This is a genomic window from Methylobacterium aquaticum, from assembly GCF_001043915.1.
In the GTDB taxonomy this organism is placed as follows: domain Bacteria; phylum Pseudomonadota; class Alphaproteobacteria; order Rhizobiales; family Beijerinckiaceae; genus Methylobacterium; species Methylobacterium aquaticum.
In genome coordinates, this window is record NZ_LABX01000134.1 from 13822 (window position 1) to 33292 (window position 19471).

The 19471-nt window shown below is 71.1% G+C and carries 20 protein-coding genes; 10 read left to right on the forward strand and 10 right to left on the reverse strand.

Translation table 11 applies throughout. The features are described from left to right. Positions 1-127: 127 nt before the first annotated feature. Positions 128-1687 (reverse strand): OpgD/OpgG family glucan biosynthesis protein, encoded by a 1560-nt coding sequence (locus VP06_RS17300; protein WP_048465025.1) that lies wholly within the window; start codon positions 1685-1687, stop codon positions 128-130. 116 nt (positions 1688-1803) lie between these two features. Beyond that, positions 1804-1983 (reverse strand): hypothetical protein, encoded by a 180-nt coding sequence (locus tag VP06_RS17305; RefSeq protein ID WP_048465046.1) that lies wholly within the window; start codon positions 1981-1983, stop codon positions 1804-1806. 259 nt (positions 1984-2242) lie between these two features. Here VP06_RS17305 and VP06_RS17310 point away from each other — a divergent pair, with 259 nt between their 5' ends. Continuing rightward, complete coding sequence (locus VP06_RS17310; RefSeq protein WP_048465026.1) at positions 2243-3841, forward strand: gamma-glutamyltransferase family protein; 1599 nt, start codon at positions 2243-2245, stop codon at positions 3839-3841. Positions 3842-3860: 19 nt separating this feature from the next. Next, positions 3861-4214 carry a hypothetical protein gene (locus VP06_RS17315; protein WP_156295654.1) on the forward strand — a complete coding sequence of 118 codons (354 nt, stop codon included), beginning with the start codon at positions 3861-3863 and terminating at the stop codon, positions 4212-4214. Here the strand turns inward: VP06_RS17315 and VP06_RS39020 are convergent. The 4 genes from VP06_RS39020 to VP06_RS17330 form a co-directional block, all read right to left on the reverse strand. Beyond that, complete coding sequence (locus tag VP06_RS39020) at positions 4122-4463, reverse strand: DUF6883 domain-containing protein (RefSeq protein WP_425350925.1); 342 nt, start codon at positions 4461-4463, stop codon at positions 4122-4124. The genes VP06_RS17315 and VP06_RS39020 overlap by 93 nt on opposite strands. Beyond that, entirely contained in the window at positions 4438-4737 is a 300-nt protein-coding gene (locus VP06_RS17320; RefSeq protein ID WP_048465028.1) for a hypothetical protein, read from the reverse strand. The genes VP06_RS39020 and VP06_RS17320 overlap by 26 nt, the downstream gene beginning before the upstream one ends. 210 nt (positions 4738-4947) lie before the next feature. Beyond that, positions 4948-5538 carry an ActR/PrrA/RegA family redox response regulator transcription factor gene (locus tag VP06_RS17325; protein ID WP_048465029.1) on the reverse strand — a complete coding sequence of 197 codons (591 nt, stop codon included), beginning with the start codon at positions 5536-5538 and terminating at the stop codon, positions 4948-4950. A gap of 42 nt (positions 5539-5580) precedes the next feature. Next, the gene (locus tag VP06_RS17330) at positions 5581-6954 is read right to left on the reverse strand and encodes an ActS/PrrB/RegB family redox-sensitive histidine kinase (protein WP_048465047.1); all 1374 of its coding nucleotides are present in this window, start codon (positions 6952-6954) and stop codon (positions 5581-5583) included. 315 nt (positions 6955-7269) lie between these two features. Between VP06_RS17330 and VP06_RS17335 the strand changes: the two genes are divergently transcribed. Beyond that, on the forward strand, positions 7270-8541 hold the full coding sequence (locus VP06_RS17335; RefSeq protein WP_048465030.1) for a polyhydroxyalkanoate depolymerase: 1272 nt from the start codon (positions 7270-7272) through the stop codon (positions 8539-8541). A gap of 154 nt (positions 8542-8695) precedes the next feature. Beyond that, a complete protein-coding gene (locus VP06_RS17340; protein WP_048465031.1) occupies positions 8696-9439 on the forward strand; it encodes a M48 family metallopeptidase in 744 nt (247 codons plus the stop codon). Between the two features lie 5 nt (positions 9440-9444). Here VP06_RS17340 and VP06_RS17345 read toward each other — a convergent pair whose 3' ends face one another. After that, positions 9445-9825 carry a hypothetical protein gene (locus VP06_RS17345; protein WP_048465032.1) on the reverse strand — a complete coding sequence of 127 codons (381 nt, stop codon included), beginning with the start codon at positions 9823-9825 and terminating at the stop codon, positions 9445-9447. 256 nt (positions 9826-10081) lie between these two features. On the opposite strand from VP06_RS17345, the gene VP06_RS17350 reads away from it, so the two are divergent. The 4 genes from VP06_RS17350 to VP06_RS33780 are packed head-to-tail and all read left to right on the forward strand — an operon-like array spanning position 10082 to position 14833. Then, on the forward strand, positions 10082-10594 hold the full coding sequence (locus tag VP06_RS17350) for an invasion associated locus B family protein (RefSeq protein ID WP_425350924.1): 513 nt from the start codon (positions 10082-10084) through the stop codon (positions 10592-10594). Between the two features lie 20 nt (positions 10595-10614). Next, positions 10615-11235 carry a hypothetical protein gene (locus VP06_RS17355; RefSeq protein ID WP_156295655.1) on the forward strand — a complete coding sequence of 207 codons (621 nt, stop codon included), beginning with the start codon at positions 10615-10617 and terminating at the stop codon, positions 11233-11235. An 8-nt stretch (positions 11236-11243) separates the two neighbouring features. Beyond that, positions 11244-13214 (forward strand): glycosyltransferase family 2 protein, encoded by a 1971-nt coding sequence (locus VP06_RS17360; protein ID WP_048465034.1) that lies wholly within the window; start codon positions 11244-11246, stop codon positions 13212-13214. Next, complete coding sequence (locus VP06_RS33780; protein WP_053081872.1) at positions 13211-14833, forward strand: glycosyltransferase family 2 protein; 1623 nt, start codon at positions 13211-13213, stop codon at positions 14831-14833. Before VP06_RS17360 ends, VP06_RS33780 begins: the two co-directional genes overlap by 4 nt. A 227-nt stretch (positions 14834-15060) precedes the next feature. Here the strand turns inward: VP06_RS33780 and purC are convergent, their stop codons facing one another. After that, the gene (purC, locus tag VP06_RS17370; RefSeq protein ID WP_063928401.1) at positions 15061-15855 is read right to left on the reverse strand and encodes a phosphoribosylaminoimidazolesuccinocarboxamide synthase; all 795 of its coding nucleotides are present in this window, start codon (positions 15853-15855) and stop codon (positions 15061-15063) included. A 370-nt stretch (positions 15856-16225) separates the two neighbouring features. On the opposite strand from purC, the gene VP06_RS17375 reads away from it, so the two are divergent. Next, positions 16226-17008, forward strand: a complete 783-nt coding sequence (locus VP06_RS17375; protein ID WP_048465050.1) for an HpcH/HpaI aldolase family protein — start codon at positions 16226-16228, stop codon at positions 17006-17008. An 83-nt stretch (positions 17009-17091) separates the two neighbouring features. Here VP06_RS17375 and VP06_RS17380 read toward each other — a convergent pair whose 3' ends face one another. Next, complete coding sequence (locus tag VP06_RS17380) at positions 17092-17772, reverse strand: alpha/beta hydrolase (RefSeq protein WP_048465035.1); 681 nt, start codon at positions 17770-17772, stop codon at positions 17092-17094. A gap of 119 nt (positions 17773-17891) precedes the next feature. Beyond that, complete coding sequence (locus VP06_RS17385) at positions 17892-18590, reverse strand: DNA-3-methyladenine glycosylase family protein (protein WP_048465036.1); 699 nt, start codon at positions 18588-18590, stop codon at positions 17892-17894. Positions 18591-18596: 6 nt separating this feature from the next. Between VP06_RS17385 and gluQRS the strand changes: the two genes are divergently transcribed. Continuing rightward, positions 18597-19421 (forward strand): tRNA glutamyl-Q(34) synthetase GluQRS, encoded by an 825-nt coding sequence (gene gluQRS, locus VP06_RS17390; RefSeq protein WP_048465037.1) that lies wholly within the window; start codon positions 18597-18599, stop codon positions 19419-19421. Positions 19422-19471 lie beyond the last annotated feature (50 nt).

Consider the following 19471-nt stretch of genomic DNA (forward strand, 5'->3'; position numbering starts at 1 on the left):
AGAATTCGCGGACTTGCCTGATCGGCTGGCGAAGGGGCGTGACGAAGCCCGTTCGTCCCGCTCACGACCTCAGGATGAGGTCGCGCTGAGGATCGCAGAAAGGACCTGCTGAAGCCGGTTCTTCTGCTCACACCGCCGGAATGTACTGATACGTCCAGGTCTCGCTCAGCGTCTCGTCGCCGCGGCGCAGGAACAGCCGCAGTTCGACCGGCTCTGCCCCCGTCACCGCGAGATCGAACTCCGCCCGCCAGTGGCCCGGCACGTCGTCCGGCACCGCCTCGGTGCGGGCGAGCGGGAAGGTGCCGCGGGAGGCGGTCAGCACCGGCTCGGGCTTCACCCCGGCCGGCAGGCGGCCCAGGGGTTCCCCGAGGAACTCGACCACGAATTTGCGCACGCCCTTCGGCCGGTCGGTGCCGGCCTGGCCGCCATTGCCCTCGCGGGTGGCGACGCAAGCCGCGAGGTTGCTCGGGTAGGGCTCATGCGCGACCCAGTGCAGCCGGTAGGCGAGGTCGTGCGAGGAGCCGGCGCGGGCGGGCTCGGCGGGCACCCACATCGCCACGACGTTGTCGTGGATCTCGTCGTCGGTGGCGTTCTCGACCAGCTGGACGCTGCCCTTGCCCCAATCGCCCAGGGGCTCGACCCAGAGCGAGGGCCGGCGGTCGTAATAGACGCCGTCCTGGTAATGGTCGAACAGGCGGTCGCGCTGCATCAGCCCGAAGCCGCGCGGGCGCTCGTCGGAGAAGGCCGAGACCATGGTGCGGGGCGGGTTGCGCAACGGGCGCCAGATCCGCTCGCCGGTGCCGGTCCAGAGTGCGAGGCCGTCCGAATCGTGCACCTCCGGACGCCAATCCACCGCGGTGGGCTTGGCGGTCTCGGAGAACCAGTACATCGAGGTGAGCGGCGCCAGGCCGAACCGGCCGACATCCTTGCGCAGGTGCAGGCTCGCCTCGACGTCCATCACCACCGACTTGGTGCGGCGCATCGTGAAGCGGTAGGCGCCGGTAGCCGAGGGACCGTCGAGGAGCGTCATGACCGTGACGGTGTCGGACCCAGCCGCCGGGGTCTCGAACCAGACATGGGTGAAGTCCGGGAATTCCTCCGGCCGGTCCGGCATCACCGTGTCGAGAGCGAGCCCCCGCGCCGAGAGGCCATACTGGTAGAGTTCGCCGATCGCCCGGAAATACGACGCGCCCAGGAAGGCGACCCAGTCGTTGCGGCGCCAGTCGAGGGGGCCGCCGCGGCGCTCCTGGAAGCGGAATCCCGCGAAGCCCGGATTCGGCGGCAGCCGCCGCGCCGGCGAATCCGCCAGCATCTCGAAGGCGGCCGGGTCGTAGACGATCTCCCGCGACTGGCCGTTCTCGACGACGTGCATCCGCACCGGCTTCTGGAAATAGCGGCCGAGATGGAAGAACGTGACCGGGAAAGCGCTCGGGCCCTCGGCCCACAGCGCGTGGTCGGGCTTGAACGTCAGCTTGCCGTGGGCATCGTAGTCGATCGCCTGCAACACGTCGCGGTCCGGAATCGCCGGCGGCGCGTAGGGCCGCCCGGCCATCTCCCGGGCCCGCGCCTTCAGGGCCTCGAAGCTGAACGGCTCGGGCTGGCCGAGGGGCAGCTCGGCGCTCATGACGTCGGGACCGGAGGCGAGCAGCAGCGCGGCGCCGGTGAGCAGGGTACGGCGGTCGATCATCGGGGTTGGCGCCTTAGAGCATTTTCCGACGAAGCGGATACCGGTTCGTCGTAGAAAATACGGCAAAATCAAAGAGCGAGAGAAGCTTCGCGATGGCAACGCAATCGTGAAGCGCTCTAGCGGATCGGCTCGATGCTGGTGGCCCGGCGCCAGAGCTGGACCATGATGTACAGCGCGAACAGGCTGAACAGCCCCATCAGCCCATGGCCGACGGTGTCGCCCAGCTCGAAGATGCCGGCGAGGGCCCAGCCCGCCGCGATCGCCACCGCGAACACCTCGACGCCGACCAGCACCATGATGCTGACGATGGTGACGAGGCTGCGGGTCTTGAGGGAAGCTGATGCGGGCACGCGGCCTGACCCTTGTCCTGTGTGGCGGGGCGACGGACGCGCGCGGCGCCTATCGTTTCATGGCTGCGGGGACTAGCCTGAACCGCGGGGCCGGCGCAACTGCGCGGGCCCCGGCCTGTCGATGTCGTCACGTCCTCGCAAGCCCCCGGTCATTCACGCCATCCGAGCCCCCGCTCGCCCGATCCCCGGAGCCATCCAGCGCCCGATGCCCGAGACCCCCGTCTTCTCCCGCGCCGCCTGTGCGGCCCCCCACCACCTCGCGGCCGAGGCCGGCCGGGCGATCCTCGACGAGGGCGGCAACGCCGTCGAGGCGATGCTCGCCATGGCGGCGACGATCGCCGTGGCCTACCCGCATATGAACGGCCTCGGCGGCGACGGGTTCTGGCTGATCCGGGGACCGAACGGCGTCGTGCGGGCGATCGAGGCCTGCGGCCCGGCCGGTAGCCTCGCGACGATCCGGCGCTACCGCGAGAAGGGCTACGACACGATCCCCGAGCGTGGACCGGACGCCGCCCTGACGGTCGCCGGCGCCGTCGGTGGCTGGGCGCTGGCGCATGGCATCGCCCGCGACCTCGGCGGACGCCTGCCCCTCGACCTGCTCCTCTCGCTGGCGGTCCGGCATGCCCGCGAGGGCGTGGCCGTCTCCCCGTCCGAGGCCCGATACGTGCCGAAGGAACTCGACACGCTGCACGACCAGCCCGGCTTCCGCGAGACGTTCCTGATCGACGGCAAGATCCCGCAGGCCGGCACGAAACGGGCGCTGCCGGCGCTTGCCGCCACCCTGGAGCAGCTCGGCCATGCCGGGCTCGACGATTTCTACCGCGGCGATCTCGGCCGCGAGATCGCCGCCGATCTCGACCGGGCCGGCAGCCCGGTCACCCGCGGCGACATCGAGCGCTACCGGGCGGTGTCCCGGGCGCCGCTCTCGCTCACGCTCCCGGGCGGGACGGTCTACAATTGCCCGCCACCGAGCCAGGGCCTCGCGGCGCTCCTGATCCTCGGCCTCTACGCGCGCCTGGGCGATCTCCGGCCCGAGACGGCGGCGCATTACCACGGGCTGATCGAGGCGACGAAGCGCGCCTTCCGGATCCGCGATGCGGTGGTGACCGATTACGATCGCCTGCGTCACGATCCGGCGAGCTTCCTCGCGGCGAAGCGCCTGGACGCCGAGGCCGCGGCGATCCGGATGGACCGGGCCTCGCCCTACCCGGTCCGCCCGGTCGGCGACGGCGACACGGTGTGGATGGGGGCGATCGACGGGAACGGCGTCGCGGTCTCCTACATCCAGTCGGTCTATTGGGAGTTCGGATCGGGCGTCGTCCTGCCCCGCACCGGCCTGACCTGGCAGAATCGCGGCGTGGCCTTCTCGCTCGACCCGAAGGCCGTCAACCCGCTGGAGCCGGGACGGCGGCCGTTCCACACCCTCAACCCGGCCATGGCCGTCCTGGCGGACGGGCGGGTGCTCTCCTACGGCAGCATGGGCGGCGACGGGCAGCCGCAATTCCAGGCCCAGGTCTTCACCCGCTACGCCCTCTACGGCATGGGCGTCGCCGAGGCGGTAGACGCCCCGCGCTTGCTGTTCGGCCGCACCTGGGGCGCCGAGTCGATGACCGTGAAGGTGGAAGACCGGTTCGACTCCGCCTGCGTCGCGGCGCTGTCGCGGATGGGCCACGAGATCGAGGAGCTGGGCGGGTCGTACATCGATTCCCTGGGCCATGCCGGCCTGCTGGTGCGCCATCCCGGCAACGGGCGGGTCGAGGCGACGCATGATCCGCGGTCGGATGGCGGGGCGGCGGGGGTATAGAGCGCCGGATCGGGCCGGGTTGACGTTCAGGCGGCCCCATCCGCTGGTGGATGCGCGGCCGATCCTCGGCGAAGGCGTTCTGGAGCCCCCATTCCAGGGCAGCTGGGAAACGGGCGGCGTCTATTTCCGATTGTACGATTTCGGCGATCACGAGATCAGCGTCGCCGAAACCGCCACCGACCGGGTGGTGGGTGGCAGGTCGTCCGGGCGGGTCGACCGGTCCGTCGTGATTGAGACCGGCTACGCTTCGGTGACCCATCGGCCTGCCGGTGAGGTCGGATCAGAACGGAGAGGCTGTGACGAGCCGGCCGACGGACTCCAACGGCAGGACTTGCCATACGGATCGCACGCTACCGGTAAGACCTTGTGGTGACTCGATCGGCCCTTCGAAGATAAAGCGCACATCGTAGGGCGTGATCTTCGGCGGTTTGGAGATCCTGCTCGGAAGCCTTGGATGCGCCAGAAGCGCCGCTGCCAACAGGTTCGGTTCAGATGGATCGAAGCCGCAGTTGATGAAATATCGTGCTTTCGGCCAACCGCTCGGATGGGTTGGACTCAGCAGGTAACCCGAAATCTTGAGAGTATCGATCGCGAAACTAGAGGGTGGCGCTGGATGCGAGATCTGCGCGGGTCGCCCCCGATATCGGCTTCAGCTTCGCCAACTCGATCGTCGCCAAGATCGGAATCGGGTGGCCGTTGTCCGACAGTCTCTGACTCTCGAACTCGACCAGATACGCAGCACCCTTCCCGAGAACGGACAGCACGGTTCCGCATGAGCCTTCGGGTATGGTCTCTCCCTCATCGCCTGTCACATCGGTGCGAACCACAACCTGATCGAGTTCGTGGATGGATGTGGATGCGACGGGAAGTGAGGTGTCGGCGAGGTTCATCGTCATGGCGCCGCTCCTGGGGTTCGAGGAGACGCGGGAGGCAGGGTCATCCGCACGTCGCACGAGGGACAAGGGGCAAGGGACTAGGGGCATGCGCGTCGGCCGTGGCCTGGCTGCACCGTGATCGTGGGCCCCGGGCGGTACCAACGGCCCAAGAATGAGACAAGCCCGGCACCTCCCCGGCGCCGGGCCCTTCGCGATCCCGGCATCGCGCGCTCAGCGCGGCGCCCGCTTCGCCAGGATCCGCTGCAACGTCCGCCGGTGCATGTTGAGCCGGCGCGCCGTCTCCGAGACGTTGCGGCCGCACAATTCGTAGACCCGCTGGATGTGCTCCCAGCGCACCCGGTCGGCCGACATCGGGTTCTCGGGAGGGTCGGCCCGCTCGCCGGGCTCGGCCATCAGGGTGCCGTGGATCTCGTCGGCATCGGCGGGCTTCGCCAGGTAGTCGAAGGCACCGAGCTTCACCGCGGTCACCGCGGTGGCGATGTTGCCGTAGCCGGTCAGGATCACGCCTCGGGCCTCGGGCCGGCGCTCCTTCAGGCGCGCGATCACGTCGAGGCCGTTGCCGTCGCCGAGCCGCATGTCGATGACGGCGAAGGCCGGCGGCTGCGCCTCGACGGCGGAGACGCCCTCCGCTACGCTCTCGGCCACGTGGACCCGGTAGCCCCGCGCCTCCATGGCCCGGGCGAGGCGGGTCGAGAACGGTTTGTCATCGTCCACGATCAGCAGGCTGCGGTCGGCATGGTTGAGGAGGGCGTCACCCTCCGGGATGCTCCCCTCCGGGCTCACTGTTCCGTACTGCGTCATTGGGCGACGCTCCTTCGAATTTCACTCAGTCTAATCAGAGCCTTATATAGGACCGTCGCGCGCCTGCGTCAGGGGTGCGTCCTCGCCCGTGCCCGGGTTTCGCGGGCCTTTGGCCTCCCTCTCGAAAACGTGACGGGGCCATGAGATCCGCACCACCGCGCCGGTCGAGGGATCAACCGCATTGGCGAGGCTCAACTGAGCGCCCGAGCGCTCGATCAGCGTCTTGGCGATGAACAGGCCGAGGCCGAGGCCGGTTCCGCCGTCCGGTCCCGCCTTGGCGCTGCGGGTGCTGACATAGGGCTCTCCCACCCGCAGCAGGACGTCGGGGGCGAAGCCCGGCCCGTCGTCGCGGATCTCCAGCAAGACCCGGTCCGGGCTCCAGCGCGCCTCGATCGCCACGCAGCTTTCCGCGAAGTCGATCGCGTTGTCGACGATGTTGGCGAGCCCGAACATCACGCCCGGATTGCGCCGGCAGGCCGGTTCCGGCCCGTCGCCCTTCGTGGTCACGTCGAGCACGATGCCGAGCGCCCGCTGCGGCGCCGCCAGTTCCTCGACGAGGTGGCTCAAGCTGATGGTCTCGATGAAGCCGCCCTGGTCGGCATCGAGCGAGGTGAGCTTGGCGAGGATGCCGCGGCAGCGCTCGACCTGGTCGCGCAGCAGCGCCAGGTCCTCCGCCACGCTCGGGGAGGCGGTCGGCCCGAGCTGGCGGTCGAGCTCCTTGGCCACCACCGTGATGGTGGCGAGCGGGGTGCCGAGTTCGTGGGCCGCGGCTGCCGCCAGCCCGTCGAGCTGCGACAGGTGCTGCTCGCGGGCCAGCACCAGCTCGGTGGCGGCGAGCGCCTGGGCGAGCTGGCGCGCCTCCTCGGCGACGCGCCAGGCGTAGACCCCCGTGAAGGCGGTTCCGAGCAGGATCGCGGTCCAGACGCCCGACACGTACAGGAACGGCAATTCGAGCGTCTGCCCGGCGAACCAGGGCAGCGGCCGGTAGACCAGGGCGAGCAGCGTCGCGAGGCCGACGGCGAGGAGGCCGAGCGCCAAAGTCCGGGCCGGGGGGAGGGCGGTGGCGGAGATCAGCACGGGGGCGAGGAACAGGAGGGCGAAGGGATTCTGCAAGCCGCCCGTGAGAAAGAGGAGCGCGGCGAGCTGGATGATGTCGAAGGCCAGCAGCAGCACCGCAGCGTCGTCGCTGAGCCGGTGGCTCGCCGGATAGCGGATCCGCAGGGTGAGGTTGAGCCAGGACGAGGCCGCGATGACCAGGAAGCACCAGCCGAAGGGCAGGGGCAGGCCGAGTCCCAGATGGGCGCCCGCCACCGCTGCCCCCTGGCCGGCCACCGCGAGCCAGCGCAGCCGTACCAGGGTGTCGAGGCGCAGGTGGCGGGCGTCGCGCACCAGGTCGGTCTGCGAGGTATCGAACATCCGCGAAACCATAGTGCGCGGCCGGCCGCCGGCCAGGGCGCGGTATCGGAAACCCTTCGCCCGTCAGTGCGTTGCCAATCGTCGCGAAGACCCCGGATCTGGATCGTCCCGCGGCGAATCCGAGCCGGCCACCGCACTGCACAAGGCAAGGCCGGGAGTTGAGGCAAAAAAGGCACGGTTCCGCCTTTTGACAGCTTCGATTTCCACAGATGTTGCCCTTCTATAAGGGTGCTTTATTGTCCTGGATCCCAATCGGGACAGGCGTCTCCCGGCGGCGGTGCGCGCGCCTCTGGGTCAATCGTGGACGGTGGCGTCATGGATCTCTCGTATTTCTGGTATGAAGCCGCGCACTGGATGTTGACGCCTGCCCGTGCGGCCGCCGACGCCACGCAGCTCGTGTTCAAGAATCCCGTCAATCCCATCACCTACACGCCCTACGGCCGGACCGTGTCGGCGGCCTGCGAGATGTTCGAGCGCACGACGCGGCGCTACGGCAAGCCAGCCTTCAACCTGCCGCGCACCGTGGTCGAGGGCACGATCACCGACGTGACCGAGCGGGTGGTGTGGTCGAAGCCGTTCTGCCAGGTCATCAAGTTCGACCGCGCGCTGAAGCGCCCGACCGCCCAAGCCCAGCCGAAGGTGCTGGTGGTGGCGCCGATGTCGGGCCATTACGCCACGCTCCTGCGCGGCACCGTCGAGGCGCTGCTGCCGGCCCACGAGGTGATGATCACCGACTGGATCGACGCCCGCATGGTGCCGCTCGATGCCGGCCGCTTCGATCTCGACACCTACATCGACTACCTGATCGAGATGTTCCAGGCGTTCGGGCCGGACCTGCACGTGATCGCCGTGTGCCAGCCCTCGGTGCCGGTCTTCGCCGCCGTGGCCCGGATGGAGGCCGACGGCATGTCCGGCGTGCCGACCTCGATGACCCTCATGGGCGGCCCGATCGACACCCGCCGCTCGCCCACCGCGGTGAACTGCCTGGCCGCCGAGCGCGGATCGGAATGGTTCAAGCGCAACTGCATCACCGTGGTGCCGCCGGGCTATCCCGGCACCTGGCGTGAGGTCTATCCCGGCTTCTTCCAGCTCTCCGGCTTCATGGGCATGAACCTCGACCGTCACCTGACGGCCCACTGGGACATGTTCAAGCATCTGGTGCGCAACGATGGCGACTCGGCCGAGAAGCACCGCGACTTCTACGACGAGTACCTGTCGGTGATGGACCTGACGGCGGAGTTCTATCTCCAGACCGTCAACACGGTCTTCGTCGAGCATGCCCTGCCCCGGGGCGAGATGCGCCACCGCGGCGAGCGGGTCGACCCGACGGCGATCCGCCACTGCGCCATCATGGCGGTGGAGGGCGAGAACGACGACATCTCGGGCGTCGGCCAGACCCTGGCCTCCCACGACCTGACGCCGAACCTGGCGGCGGAGCGCAAGCTCTACCACCTCCAGAAGGGGGTCGGCCATTACGGCGTGTTCAACGGCTCGCGCTTCCGCGCCAACATCGCGCCGCGCATCTCCACGTTCATGCACGAGATGCAGGGCACGCAGGCGGTGGCCGACCTGCGCGAGGCGTCCTGAGCCTGTCCGTCCGGCGCCGCCCCGGCGGCGCCGGCCCGTATGCGTGACGATGGTGTCGGTCCGCTCCCTGCATGCGTGGTTCGCGGCCTTGCTCGCTCGCGCGCGAGCAACGGGGACGCTGACAGGCTCCCGGTCTCCCGGGTACAAGAGTGGCATGCGAGTCGCGCTCCTGCGCCGTTCGGCGCCCGAACCCACCCACGTCACCGTCATCCACGCCGGCACCTGCTATCCGGTCACCGTGCGACGCCGCGCGGCTGCCCGGCGCATCACCCTCCGGGTCTCGAGCGCGACCGGCGAGACCGTCCTCACCCTGCCGGAGCGGACCGACCTCGCCGCCGCGCAGCGCTTCGCCGATTCGCACGGCGCCTGGATCGCCGCCCGGATGGCGAAGCTCCCGGAGCGCGTCGCCTTCGAGCCGGGTGCAGTCGTGCCGTTGCGCGGCGTTCCTCACCGCATCCTGCATTGGTCGACCACGTCAGGCGCGACGACCGTCACGACGGCACCGGACGGCATGCCGGTGATCGCGGTCTCGTGCGGCCTGCCGCACGTGGCGCGGCGCGTCCGCGAGTTCCTGGAGGCCGAGGCGCGCCGCGACCTGACGGAGGCGGTGGCGCGTCATGCCGGGGCGCTGGGCCGCACGCCGAAGCGCCTGACCGTGCGTGACACCCGCAGCCGCTGGGGCTCATGCTCGGCCACGGGCCACCTGAACTTCTCCTGGCGCCTGATCATGGCGCCGCCCGCGGTGCTCGATTACCTGGCGGCGCACGAGGTCGCTCATCTCGCCGAGATGAACCATTCCGAGCGGTTCTGGCGCGTCGTCCGGATGCTCTCCCCGGGCTATGATGCGCCCGAGGCGTGGCTGAAGCGGCACGGCACGGAGCTGCACCGCTACGGCTGATGGGCTCAGCCCTTGGTGCGGACTACCACGACGCGCCCCGCCGGCCAAGCCGGCCGCGGATCGGCGTCGCCCGGCGCGAGGGTGCGGGGTGCGATGCTGTCGCAGGCTTCGCGCTGGCGCAGGATGACCTCGCCGGCCTCGCCCCGGCGCCGGATCGTCCCGGCGTCGCGGCAGAACCCGGCAATCTCGGCCGAGCGCCCGGCGCGGCGCCCACGCGGCGTGCGGGGCACCGGCGGGTGCTCGATCGTCAGCGTTGCGTCATGGTTGAGCGAGCGCTCGACATAGGTCGTCTCGTCGACCGGCAACGACTGGGCTTGCGCCGCACCGGTGGCCAGGAATCCGGCTACCAGGAGCGGGAGGGAGAGGGAGGTGGCGACGAGTCTCATCGGGGGACCTTCGCGAGGAGTGAACGGGTCAGGGTCCATCCGATCCGATCGGAATCGGACACCATGCACAACCTCTAACGACACACGGCATCGGATGCAGCCCAGCTTGATGCGAAAGCTAAGCCCGCTCGCCGGCACGGGTTCCCGGCGGTCAGACGGGCGCCTCGGCTTGACAGCATCCCGGCCCCGTGGTCGGAACGCCCCCGGACCGGCGGATGGCCGAGGCAGCGGAGCGGTGAGCGGCGTGCGAGACAGCTTGCGACGGATCGGACGCCGGGTGCGGGCCGCCACTCTCGGACTCACGCTCGCGCTCGGCTTGCCGGCCGGGGCCGCCCTGGCGCAGGGCGCGGTCAAGCAGACCTTCGACGACTGGCAGCTGCGCTGCGAGACCCCCGCCGGCGCCAAGGCCGAGCAATGCGCCCTGGTGCAATACGTCGCCGCCGAGGACCGGCCGAACCTCTCGCTGGTGGTGATCGTGCTGAAGACCGCCGACAACCGCGGTACCCTGCTGCGGGTGGTGGCGCCCCTCGGCGTGCTCCTGCCCTCCGGCCTCGGCCTGAAGGTCGATCAGGCGGAGATCGGCCGCACCTCGTTCGTGCGCTGCCTCTCCACCGGCTGCGTCGCCGAGGTGGTGATGGACGACAAGCTCATCGCCCAGCTCAAGGGCGGCCAGCAGGCCACCTTCATCGTCTTCCAGACGCCCGAGGAGGGGGTGGGCATCCCCCTGTCCCTCAAGGGATTCAAGGAAGGCTTCGACAGCCTGAAGTGATCGACGATCGGGAGAGGATTGTGACGGCTCGTTGTCTCCGCAGCCTCGGCCTCGGCACCCTCGGCCTTGCCTGGATGCTGGGCGCCCTCGCCGCCCCGGTGCAGGCCCAGAATGCGGCGCCGCAGGACGAGGGCAACCCCCTCGTGAACATCTTCAAGTATGGCGGCACCACCAAGCCGCCCGAGGCGCCCCCGAATCCCGACGACGTCTACTGCCCGATCATCGACGTGACCGAGGGCGGCTCCTCGTTGCAGACCATGGCGGGCGGCATCGTGCGGACGCAGATCCGCCTCGGTCAGCTCAGCCGCGCCTGCCAGCCGGGTCCGAATGGCGCCACGAGCGTCACGATCGGCGTACAGGGCGTGGTCCTGCTCGGGCCCGGCGGCGCGCCCGGCCGCTTCAACGCCCCGGTCACCATCACGGTGAAGAACGGTACGCAGGTCATTGCCCGGCGCAGCCGGCAGGCTGCCGCGATCATCCCGGCCGGGCAGGCCAATGGCAGCTTCACGGTGGTGGAGGACGGAATCTCGGTTCCGGCCAACCTCGCCCGCGATTTCGAGATCGAGGTCGGTCTCGGCGGCGCGCCGAAGCCCGCGCGGGCGCCGCGGCGCAAGCCTGCCGCCGCGCCGGCCGACGGTTGACCGCCCGGGTGGCGGCCTGGCGCCTGGCCCCCCGCCCGGACGATCCGGACTTTTCGCGCGCGCTGGTCTTCGCACGGCCGATGGCCGGGCATTGGCTCGCCCTCGACGTCGCCCTCGACCGCTTCGCCGCGCCGGTGCGGCCGTTGCTGCGCTTTTCCCGCAAGGATGGCACGCACGAGGACGCGCTGCTGCCCGGCCCGGTGCTCGGCCGAGCCGCCTGGCTCGGGCCGGTGCCGCCCGGCACCGACGCGATCCTGCTCGCCGCGCCTGCGGAGGGATTCCGGATCGAGGCGGCGCGGCTGCTCTCCTTCGCGGCCGTCCTCGCCCTCTGCGCCCGCCGCCGGCCGGACAGGCTGCCGGTCGCGCTCTACCAATGGCTGCGCCGCGACGCGCGCCGCCTGCACAACACCGTGCGCATCGCCGCCTGCGTGCGGCCGCTGGCGCATTACCCGGCCTGGAAGGCGGAGCGCGCCCGGCCCTTCGAGCCCGCCTTCGACCGGGCGCCGACCGGGCTGCCGCGCCTCGGCCTGATCCTGGAGGCGGGGCCGGGGGACGAGGACGCGGTGCGGCGCACCCTCGCGACGCTGCTGGCACAAGGCCACCGCGACTGGCGCCTCGCCTTGCGCTGGCCGGGCCCGGCGCCTGCCGGCCTCCCCGGGGATCCGCGGATCTCCGCCGACGCCCTGCCGGACGGGGTGGCGATCGGATCGTTGTGCCCGGGCGATGTGCTGGCGCCCGACGCGCTGACCCATCTGGGCGCTGCCTTCTCGGGCCCGGACCCCGCCGACCTCGCCTACGCCGACAGCGAGGCCGAGACGCCCGAGGGCTTGCGGCCCCACATGAAGCCGGGCTGGAGCCCTGACCTCGCCCTGACCACGCTCTATCTCGGGCGCCCGCTCCTGGTGGCGGTGGATCTGGTCGCGCGCAGCGGCTGGGAGCCGGGGCAGGGAGCCCGCGCACTTCTCCTCGCGGCGACCCTGGCGGGGCCTCGGCGGGTTCGGCGCATTCCGCGCATCCTCTGCCGTGTCGCGCCCGAGGCGCCGGATCCCGACGGCCACGCCGCCGATCTGACCCGGGCCCTGCACCGCGCCGGCTCTCCGGCCGTGATGGTGCGAAACGGCGACACCCTCGATCTCGACTGGCCGCTTCCCGACCCGGCCCCCCTGGTCTCGGTCATCGTCCCGACCCGCGACCGGCCGGAACTACTGCGCGTCGCCGTGCGGGGCGTGCTGCACGACACCGCCTATCCGGCGATCGAACTCGTCATCGTCGATAACGGCTCGACCGATCCGGCGGTGGCCGCCCTTTATGCCGAATGGGCGGCGGATCCGCGGGTGCGCCGGCTCGACCGGCCGGGCCCGTTCAACTTCTCGCGTCTCGTCAATGACGGGGCTGCCGCGAGCCGGGGCGAGATCCTGGTGCTCCTCAACAACGACGTCGAGGTGCTGCATCCGGACTGGCTTTTCGCGATGGTGCGCCAGGCGCTGCGGCCGGATGTCGGCGCCGTCGGGGCCAAGCTCCTGTTCGGCAACGGCCGGATCCAGCATGCCGGCGTCGTGGTCGGCCTCGGCGGCCGGGCCGGGCACATCCTGCGCAACCGCCCCGCCGACACGCCGGGCCATCTCGGCCGGCTCACCGTCGCGCACGAGGTGGCGGGCGTCACCGCCGCCTGCCTGGCGGTGGCGCGACACAAGTTCGAGGCGGTGGGTGGGCTCGACGCCGAGGCGTTTCCGATCGATTTCAACGACATCGACCTGTGCCTGCGCCTCGGGGCTCGGGGCTGGCGTTCGATCTGGACGCCGCGGGCCACGCTCGCCCATCACGAATCGGTCAGCCGCGGCCCCAGCGTCGGCGCCGCCCGGGCCCGGTTCGAGGCGGAAGGGACCCGCTTCGCCGCGCGCTGGCGTTCGGTGATCCGGGACGACCCCTATTATCACCCGGCCTTTTCGGTCACGGCGTTCGGGGAGGAGCTGGAATGAGGCTGCCGCCTCACCCGGCCTTCGACATCCTGCGTTTCGCGGAGGATCAGCCCGGGCCCACCCGGCGCTGGCTCGTCCGGCTCGTCCTGGCGCTGACGCGCCCGGGCGAGACCTGGGAGGTCGTCCGGGCGCTCCTCGCCGGCAAGCGCGTGCGGGCGCGCGACCGCGCCGCGATCCTCTGGGGCCACCGCCACGCCCTGGTGCCAGCGCCGCTCCCGGCCGGCGGCGACGAGGCGGGCCTGAGCCTGCGCGTTGCGACCCCGGCCGAGATCGTCTCCGGCGGCGCCGGCTCGGCCGCCATCGTCGTGCTGACGGCCCCGGGCCACCGGCTCGTCCCGGGGGCGGCCAACGCCATCGCCGCAGCCTTCGCGGCCGATCCCGGCCTCGGCGCCCTCTACGGCGATGCCGTGGTGCTGGGGCGCCGGGGCGAGCCGCGGCTTCCGGTTTTGCGCCCGGCCTTCGATGCCGATTATCTGCTCGCGGCCGACACGGTCGGCCCCGTGGTCGCATTCCGCCGGACGGTGCTCGACCGGCTCGGGCTCGATCCCGCCCTGCCGGGCGCCGAGGCCGCCGACCTGCTGCTGCGGCTCGCCGCCGAGACCCCGGACGCCATCCGCCACCTGCCGCGCCTCCTCTCGACCTGGTCGCCCTTCGCGGCTGCACCGCCCGAAGGCTGGGCGGCGTCACGCCGGGCGCTCGCCGAACGCCACCTCGCCGGGACCGGCCGGGTCGAGGCGTCGGGGGGCCTCCTCACCTTGCGTCGCGACCTGCCCGCGCCGCCGCTCGCCAGCCTCATCATCCCGACCCGCGACCGGGTCGAACTGCTGCAAGCCTGCATCGAGAGCATCCGCGCCCAAACCGATTGGCCGTCCCTGGAGATCATCGTCTGCGACAACGACAGCCGCCATCCGCGCACGCTCGCCTATCTCCACCGGCTGGCAGGGGAGGGGGTGCGGGTGCTGCCCTGCCCCGGCCCGTTCAACTTTGCGGCGATGAACAATCGGGCCGCCGCGCAGGCGCGCGGGGGGCTCCTGGTCTTCGTCAACAACGACGTGGTGGCGGACCGGCCCGACTGGCTGCGACGGATGGCCGAGGAGGCCCTGCGGCCGGAGATCGGCGCGGTCGGCGCGAAGCTCCTCGATGTGCGGGAGCGGATCCAGCATGGCGGCATCGTGCTTGGCACCGGCGGCCTCGTCACTCATGGCCACCGCCACTTCCCCGGCACAGCGCCCGGCTATCTTGCGTCGTTGCGGGCGACGCACCGGGTCTCGGCGGTGACCGCGGCATGCCTGGCCGTGGAGGCGGAGAAGTTCCGAGCGGTCGGCGGCTTCGACGCCGCGGCCTTCGCGGTCGATTTCAACGACGTCGATCTCTGCCTGCGCCTGGAGGCGGCGGGATACCGGACCCTGCTCGTGCCGGGCGCGGTGCTGTATCACCACGAGGCGGCGAGCCGGCGCTGGAACCCGGAGGCTCGCCGTCGCCACGAGGCCGAGGTCGCGGCGTTGCGGGCGCGCTGGGGCGAGCGCCTGGAGGCCGATCCCTGGTACCACCCGGGCTTCGATCCGCGGGTGGGGACGTATGTGCGGCAAAGGGCATGGGAGGGGGCGAAGGCGCGGTGACGCGGTCGCCGCTGGTCATACCAACGGCCGAAGACGCTGACGCATCCGGCCGTTGACGCCATCTCGAATTTTCGATGCCAAGCCAGAGACTTGGCGAAAATTCGCGAACGGCACCAAAAGTCGTTTCCAACGACCGTCGGTACCACTCAGCACCCATAACGACGACGGGGCCGCCCCCTCCCGGAAGCGGCCCCGCGTCAATCTCCATCCGGCGTCAGCCGGCGGCGTCACTGCACCAGGCGCGGCCCGCCGGTCTGCACCTTCTCGTTCTCGCCCAGGATGCCGAGGCGGCGCGCCACCTCGGTATAGGCTTCGATCAGGCCGCCGAGATCCTTGCGGAAGCGGTCCTTGTCGAGCTTGTCCTGGCTCTTGATGTCCCAGAGGCGGCAGGAATCCGGCGAGATCTCGTCGGCGACGACGATCCGCATCATGTCGCCTTCCCAGAGCCGGCCGGTCTCCATCTTGAAGTCGACGAGGCGGATGCCGACGCCGAGGAAGAGCCCCGACATGAAATCGTTGACCCGGATGGCCAGCGCCATGATGTCGTCGATCTCCTGCGGCGTCGCCCAGCCGAAGGCGGTGATGTGCTCCTCCGACACCATCGGGTCGTTGAGCTGGTCGTTCTTGTAATAGAACTCGATGATCGAGCGCGGGAGCTGGGTGCCCTCCTCCAGGCCCAGCCGCGTCGCCAGCGAGCCGGCCGCCACGTTGCGCACCACCACCTCGAGGGGGATGATCTCGACCTCGCGGATCAGCTGCTCGCGCATGTTGAGCCGGCGGATGAAGTGCGTCGGCACGCCGATGTCGTTGAGGTGCTGAAACACGAATTCCGAGATCCGGTTGTTCAGCACGCCCTTGCCGTCGATCACCTCGTGCTTCTTGGCGTTGAAGGCGGTCGCGTCGTCCTTGAAATGCTGGATGAGCGTGCCGGGCTCGGGACCCTCGTAGAGGACCTTCGCCTTGCCCTCGTAGATGCGACGGCGGCGATTCATAGGCGTGTACCGTGGTTTGAGGAAGTCCATGGGGCCGAGGCTCCTGACGACGTGTGGGACCCGCGGCGCGGCGACCTCTGACGCAAGGAGGTCGGGCCGGGGGATGCGTCGCTCCGGGCGTCCCGACGGCCGGGAATAAATTACCCGAACGGCGAAGGCAGCACAATGCGTTAGCCGGTGCGCCGGGGTGAGCCCGGACGCCGCTGCGGTGAATTGCGGTCGTTGGTCGCGCCCATATGCGCGTCCCGGGACGACGATGCAAGCGTGGCGGGAGGGGGCGGCATGTCGCGGGCGAGGGGATCCGCGCCTCGACGGCGGCCTCTGGCCTGACCTAAGCTGCCCGCACGAGCCGCGGCGAACGCGCGGCCTTCCGGGAGGGGTGACGATGGCGGAACGGGCGATGGCGGAACGCGGCGGGGCTGTCGCCGCGCTGGCGGCGCGACTCCGCGAGGGCAGACCCCTGATCACGGCCTGGTGCGGCATTCCCGAGCCTTCGGTCGCCGGGCTCCTCGCCGCCGAGGCGTTCGACACCGTGACGCTCGACATGCAGCACGGCGCCCACGACTTCGACAGCATCAGCCGCACCGTGGCCCTCGTCGCGGCCCGCGGCAAGCCGACGCTGGCGCGGGTGCCGGTCGGCGGCTTTTCGACCGTGTCGCGCCTGCTCGATGCCGGCATCTCGGGCATCATCGCCCCGATGGTCAACACCGTGGAGGATGCCAAGCGCTTTGCGGCCCTCGCCAAGTACCCGCCCCTCGGCGAGCGGAGCTGGGGCCCGGCTCCGGCCCTGATGCTGTCGGGTCTGTCCCCCGAGACCTACCTCAAGGAGGCCAACGGCTTCTGCCAGACCCTGGCGATGATCGAAACCAAGGAGGCGCTCGCCGCCCTCGACGACATCCTGGCGGTGGACGGGATCGACGGCATCTTCATCGGGCCGTCCGATCTCTCGATCGCCCTGTCGAACGGAGCCGGTCTCGATCCCGAGGGCGCGGCAGTGCGCGATGCGCTCAAGCACGCCATGGCGCGCACCCGCGCCGCGGGCAAGCGGATCGGGATCTATTCCCTGTCCGGTCCGCGCACCCGCGAGCTGATCGCCGAAGGCTTCGACCTGATCGCGCTGTCGGGCGATTCCGCCCTGCTGCGGGCCGGTGCCGCCGCCGCGCTGAAGGAGGCGCGCGCTTAAAGCAGGGTTGCCGCGCGCTTCGCAGCCCGGTTCCTCGTTGGTGCACCCTTCGCCGAACCGGTGACTGCGGCGGCGCAGGCTTCTTAAGCCGGCCTGGCCGCCCGGGCGAAGCCGGCGGCGAGGAACCGGCCGGCATGGTGCAGAGCGCCGTCGTCGATGCCGTGACCGATCCCGGCCGAGAGGTGCCACTCCGCCGGCACGTCGGCGGTGGCGAGGGCCTCGGCCGAGAGGAACATCGCGTCGACCGGTATCACCTCGTCCTGATCGCCATGGGCGAGCAGGATCGGCGGGACCGAGCGGACCTGAGGCGCCAGGCTCTCCGGTCCCCGGCCCTCCTCCATCACCAGCATGCCGGACAGCCCGACCACCGCCGCGACCGGCCTTTCTCGCCGCAAGGCGACATGCAGGGCCATCATGCAGCCCTGGCTGAAGCCGACGAGCCCGAGCTGATGCGGCCTGAGTCCGAGCGCTGCCAGCTCCGCATCCAGGAAGGCGTCGAGCGTCGGGCCCGCCCGGTTCACGCCGCGCCAGCGCTCGTGCGGATCGCGGAAAGTGAGGGAGAACCATTGCCGGCCGAAGCCCTGGATGCAGGGCTCGGGCGCGTGCGGCGCCACGAAGGCGGCCTCGGGCAGGAGCGGCTGCCATTCCTGCGCGAGGTCGATCAGGTCGTTGCCGTCGGCGCCGAAGCCGTGCAGCAGGACGACGAGCTGACGTGGTCGGGTGCCTGAGCGGGGCATCAGGCGCGGGCCGGTGAGGATCGGCATCGGGTCTCGGGCTCCGTCGGTCGGGGAGAAAGAGGCGCGCCGTCGCGCGAACTCATCGTGAAGGAGCCGCGCCGTCGCGCGAACGCCTCATGAAGGAGGCGCGCCGTCGCGCGAACTCTTCACGAAAGAGGCGCGCCGTCGCGCGCCTTGGCCACCCGGTAATAGGCCCACAGCACCATGGCGGCGACCCCGCGCCAGGGGCGCCACGCTTCGGCCCGGGCGGTCAGGGCCGCGGCTTTCGGCCGGGTCTCCAGCCCCTCGGCGAGGCGCGCCGCCTCCTGGAGGGCGAGATCGCCGGCCGGGAAGGCGTCCGGGTGGCCGAGGCAGAACAGCAAATAGACGTCGGCCGTCCAGGGACCGATGCCGTGGACCGCCACCAGAAGGCGGTGCGCCGCGTCGGCCGGGAGCGCGTGCAGGGTCTCGAGGGGCAGGGCGCCGCTGATGACGGCGTCCGCCGCCGCCCGCAGGGCGCGGATCTTCGGCGCCGACAATCCGGCCGCGCGCAGAATCTCGTCCGGCGCGGCCGTCAGGGCCTCCGCGGTGAGGTCCGGCACGCTCGCGGTCAGCCGGCCCCAGATCGCCGCCGCGCTGGCGGTGGAGATCTGCTGTCCCACCACGATGCCAGCCAGACCCTCGAATCCGGCCGCGCGCTTGCGCAAGACCGGGTGCGCGCCCTCCGCCACCAGCCGCGCCATCACCGGATCGAGGGCCGCCAGCGCCGCCATGCCCTCGCGCAAGGCAGCCTCGGAGTCGAGGAGCGGGCCGGTGACGCCAGCCTCCGGCGGGCGTATGGCAGGAGGAGTCGTTGTCGTCCGCATCCCGCCGTGCCGTCTCCTCGCCTGCGCTTCGCCCCGAGCCCGAACGGGCGCCTGCATCTCGGCCACGCCTATTCGGCCTTCCTCAACGCGGAGATCGCCAAGGCGCTTCACGGCGACCTGTGGCTGCGCATCGAGGACATCGACCCGCTTCGCTGCCGGCCGGAATGGGCCGACGCCCTGACCGCCGACCTCGCCTGGCTCGGGCTGGCCTTCCCGGAGCCGGTCTGGCGCCAGTCGGCCCGGATGTCCACCTACCGCGCCGCCCTCGACGACCTCCGGGCACGGAACCTGGTCTATCCCTGCCCGTGCACCCGCCGGGAGATTCAGGCGGCGGGTGGCGAGGGCCGCGACCCCGACGGGGCGCCGCTCTATCCCGGCACCTGCCGCGGCCGGCCGGTGCCCGACGCTCCCCATGCCTGGCGCCTCGACATGGCGCGGGCGCTGGACCTCTGCCCGGGACCGTTCGCCTACACCGCCTTCGCGCCGGGCGAGCCCGACATCGTCCGCACCGCCGATCCGGCCCGCTGGGGCGACGCCGTGCTCGGCCGCAAGGACGTTCCGACCAGCTACCACCTCGCCGTAGTGCTCGACGACGCCGCGCAAGGGATCACCCATGTGGTCCGCGGCCAGGATCTGGAAGCCGCGACCGACCTGCACGTCCTGCTCCAGCGCCTGCTCGGCCTGCCGACCCCCCGCTACCATCACCACGGGCTGATCCGGGATGCGGCGGGAGAGAAGCTGTCGAAGAGCCTGCGGTCGGAGGCGCTGGCGGCATTGCGCGAGCGCGGGGCGACTCCGCAGGAGGTGCGGGCGCGGCTCGGATTCGCCTGAGGATCGGGCCGCCGCACGGGGGCCGTGACCAGGATCCGGCTTGATCGGCG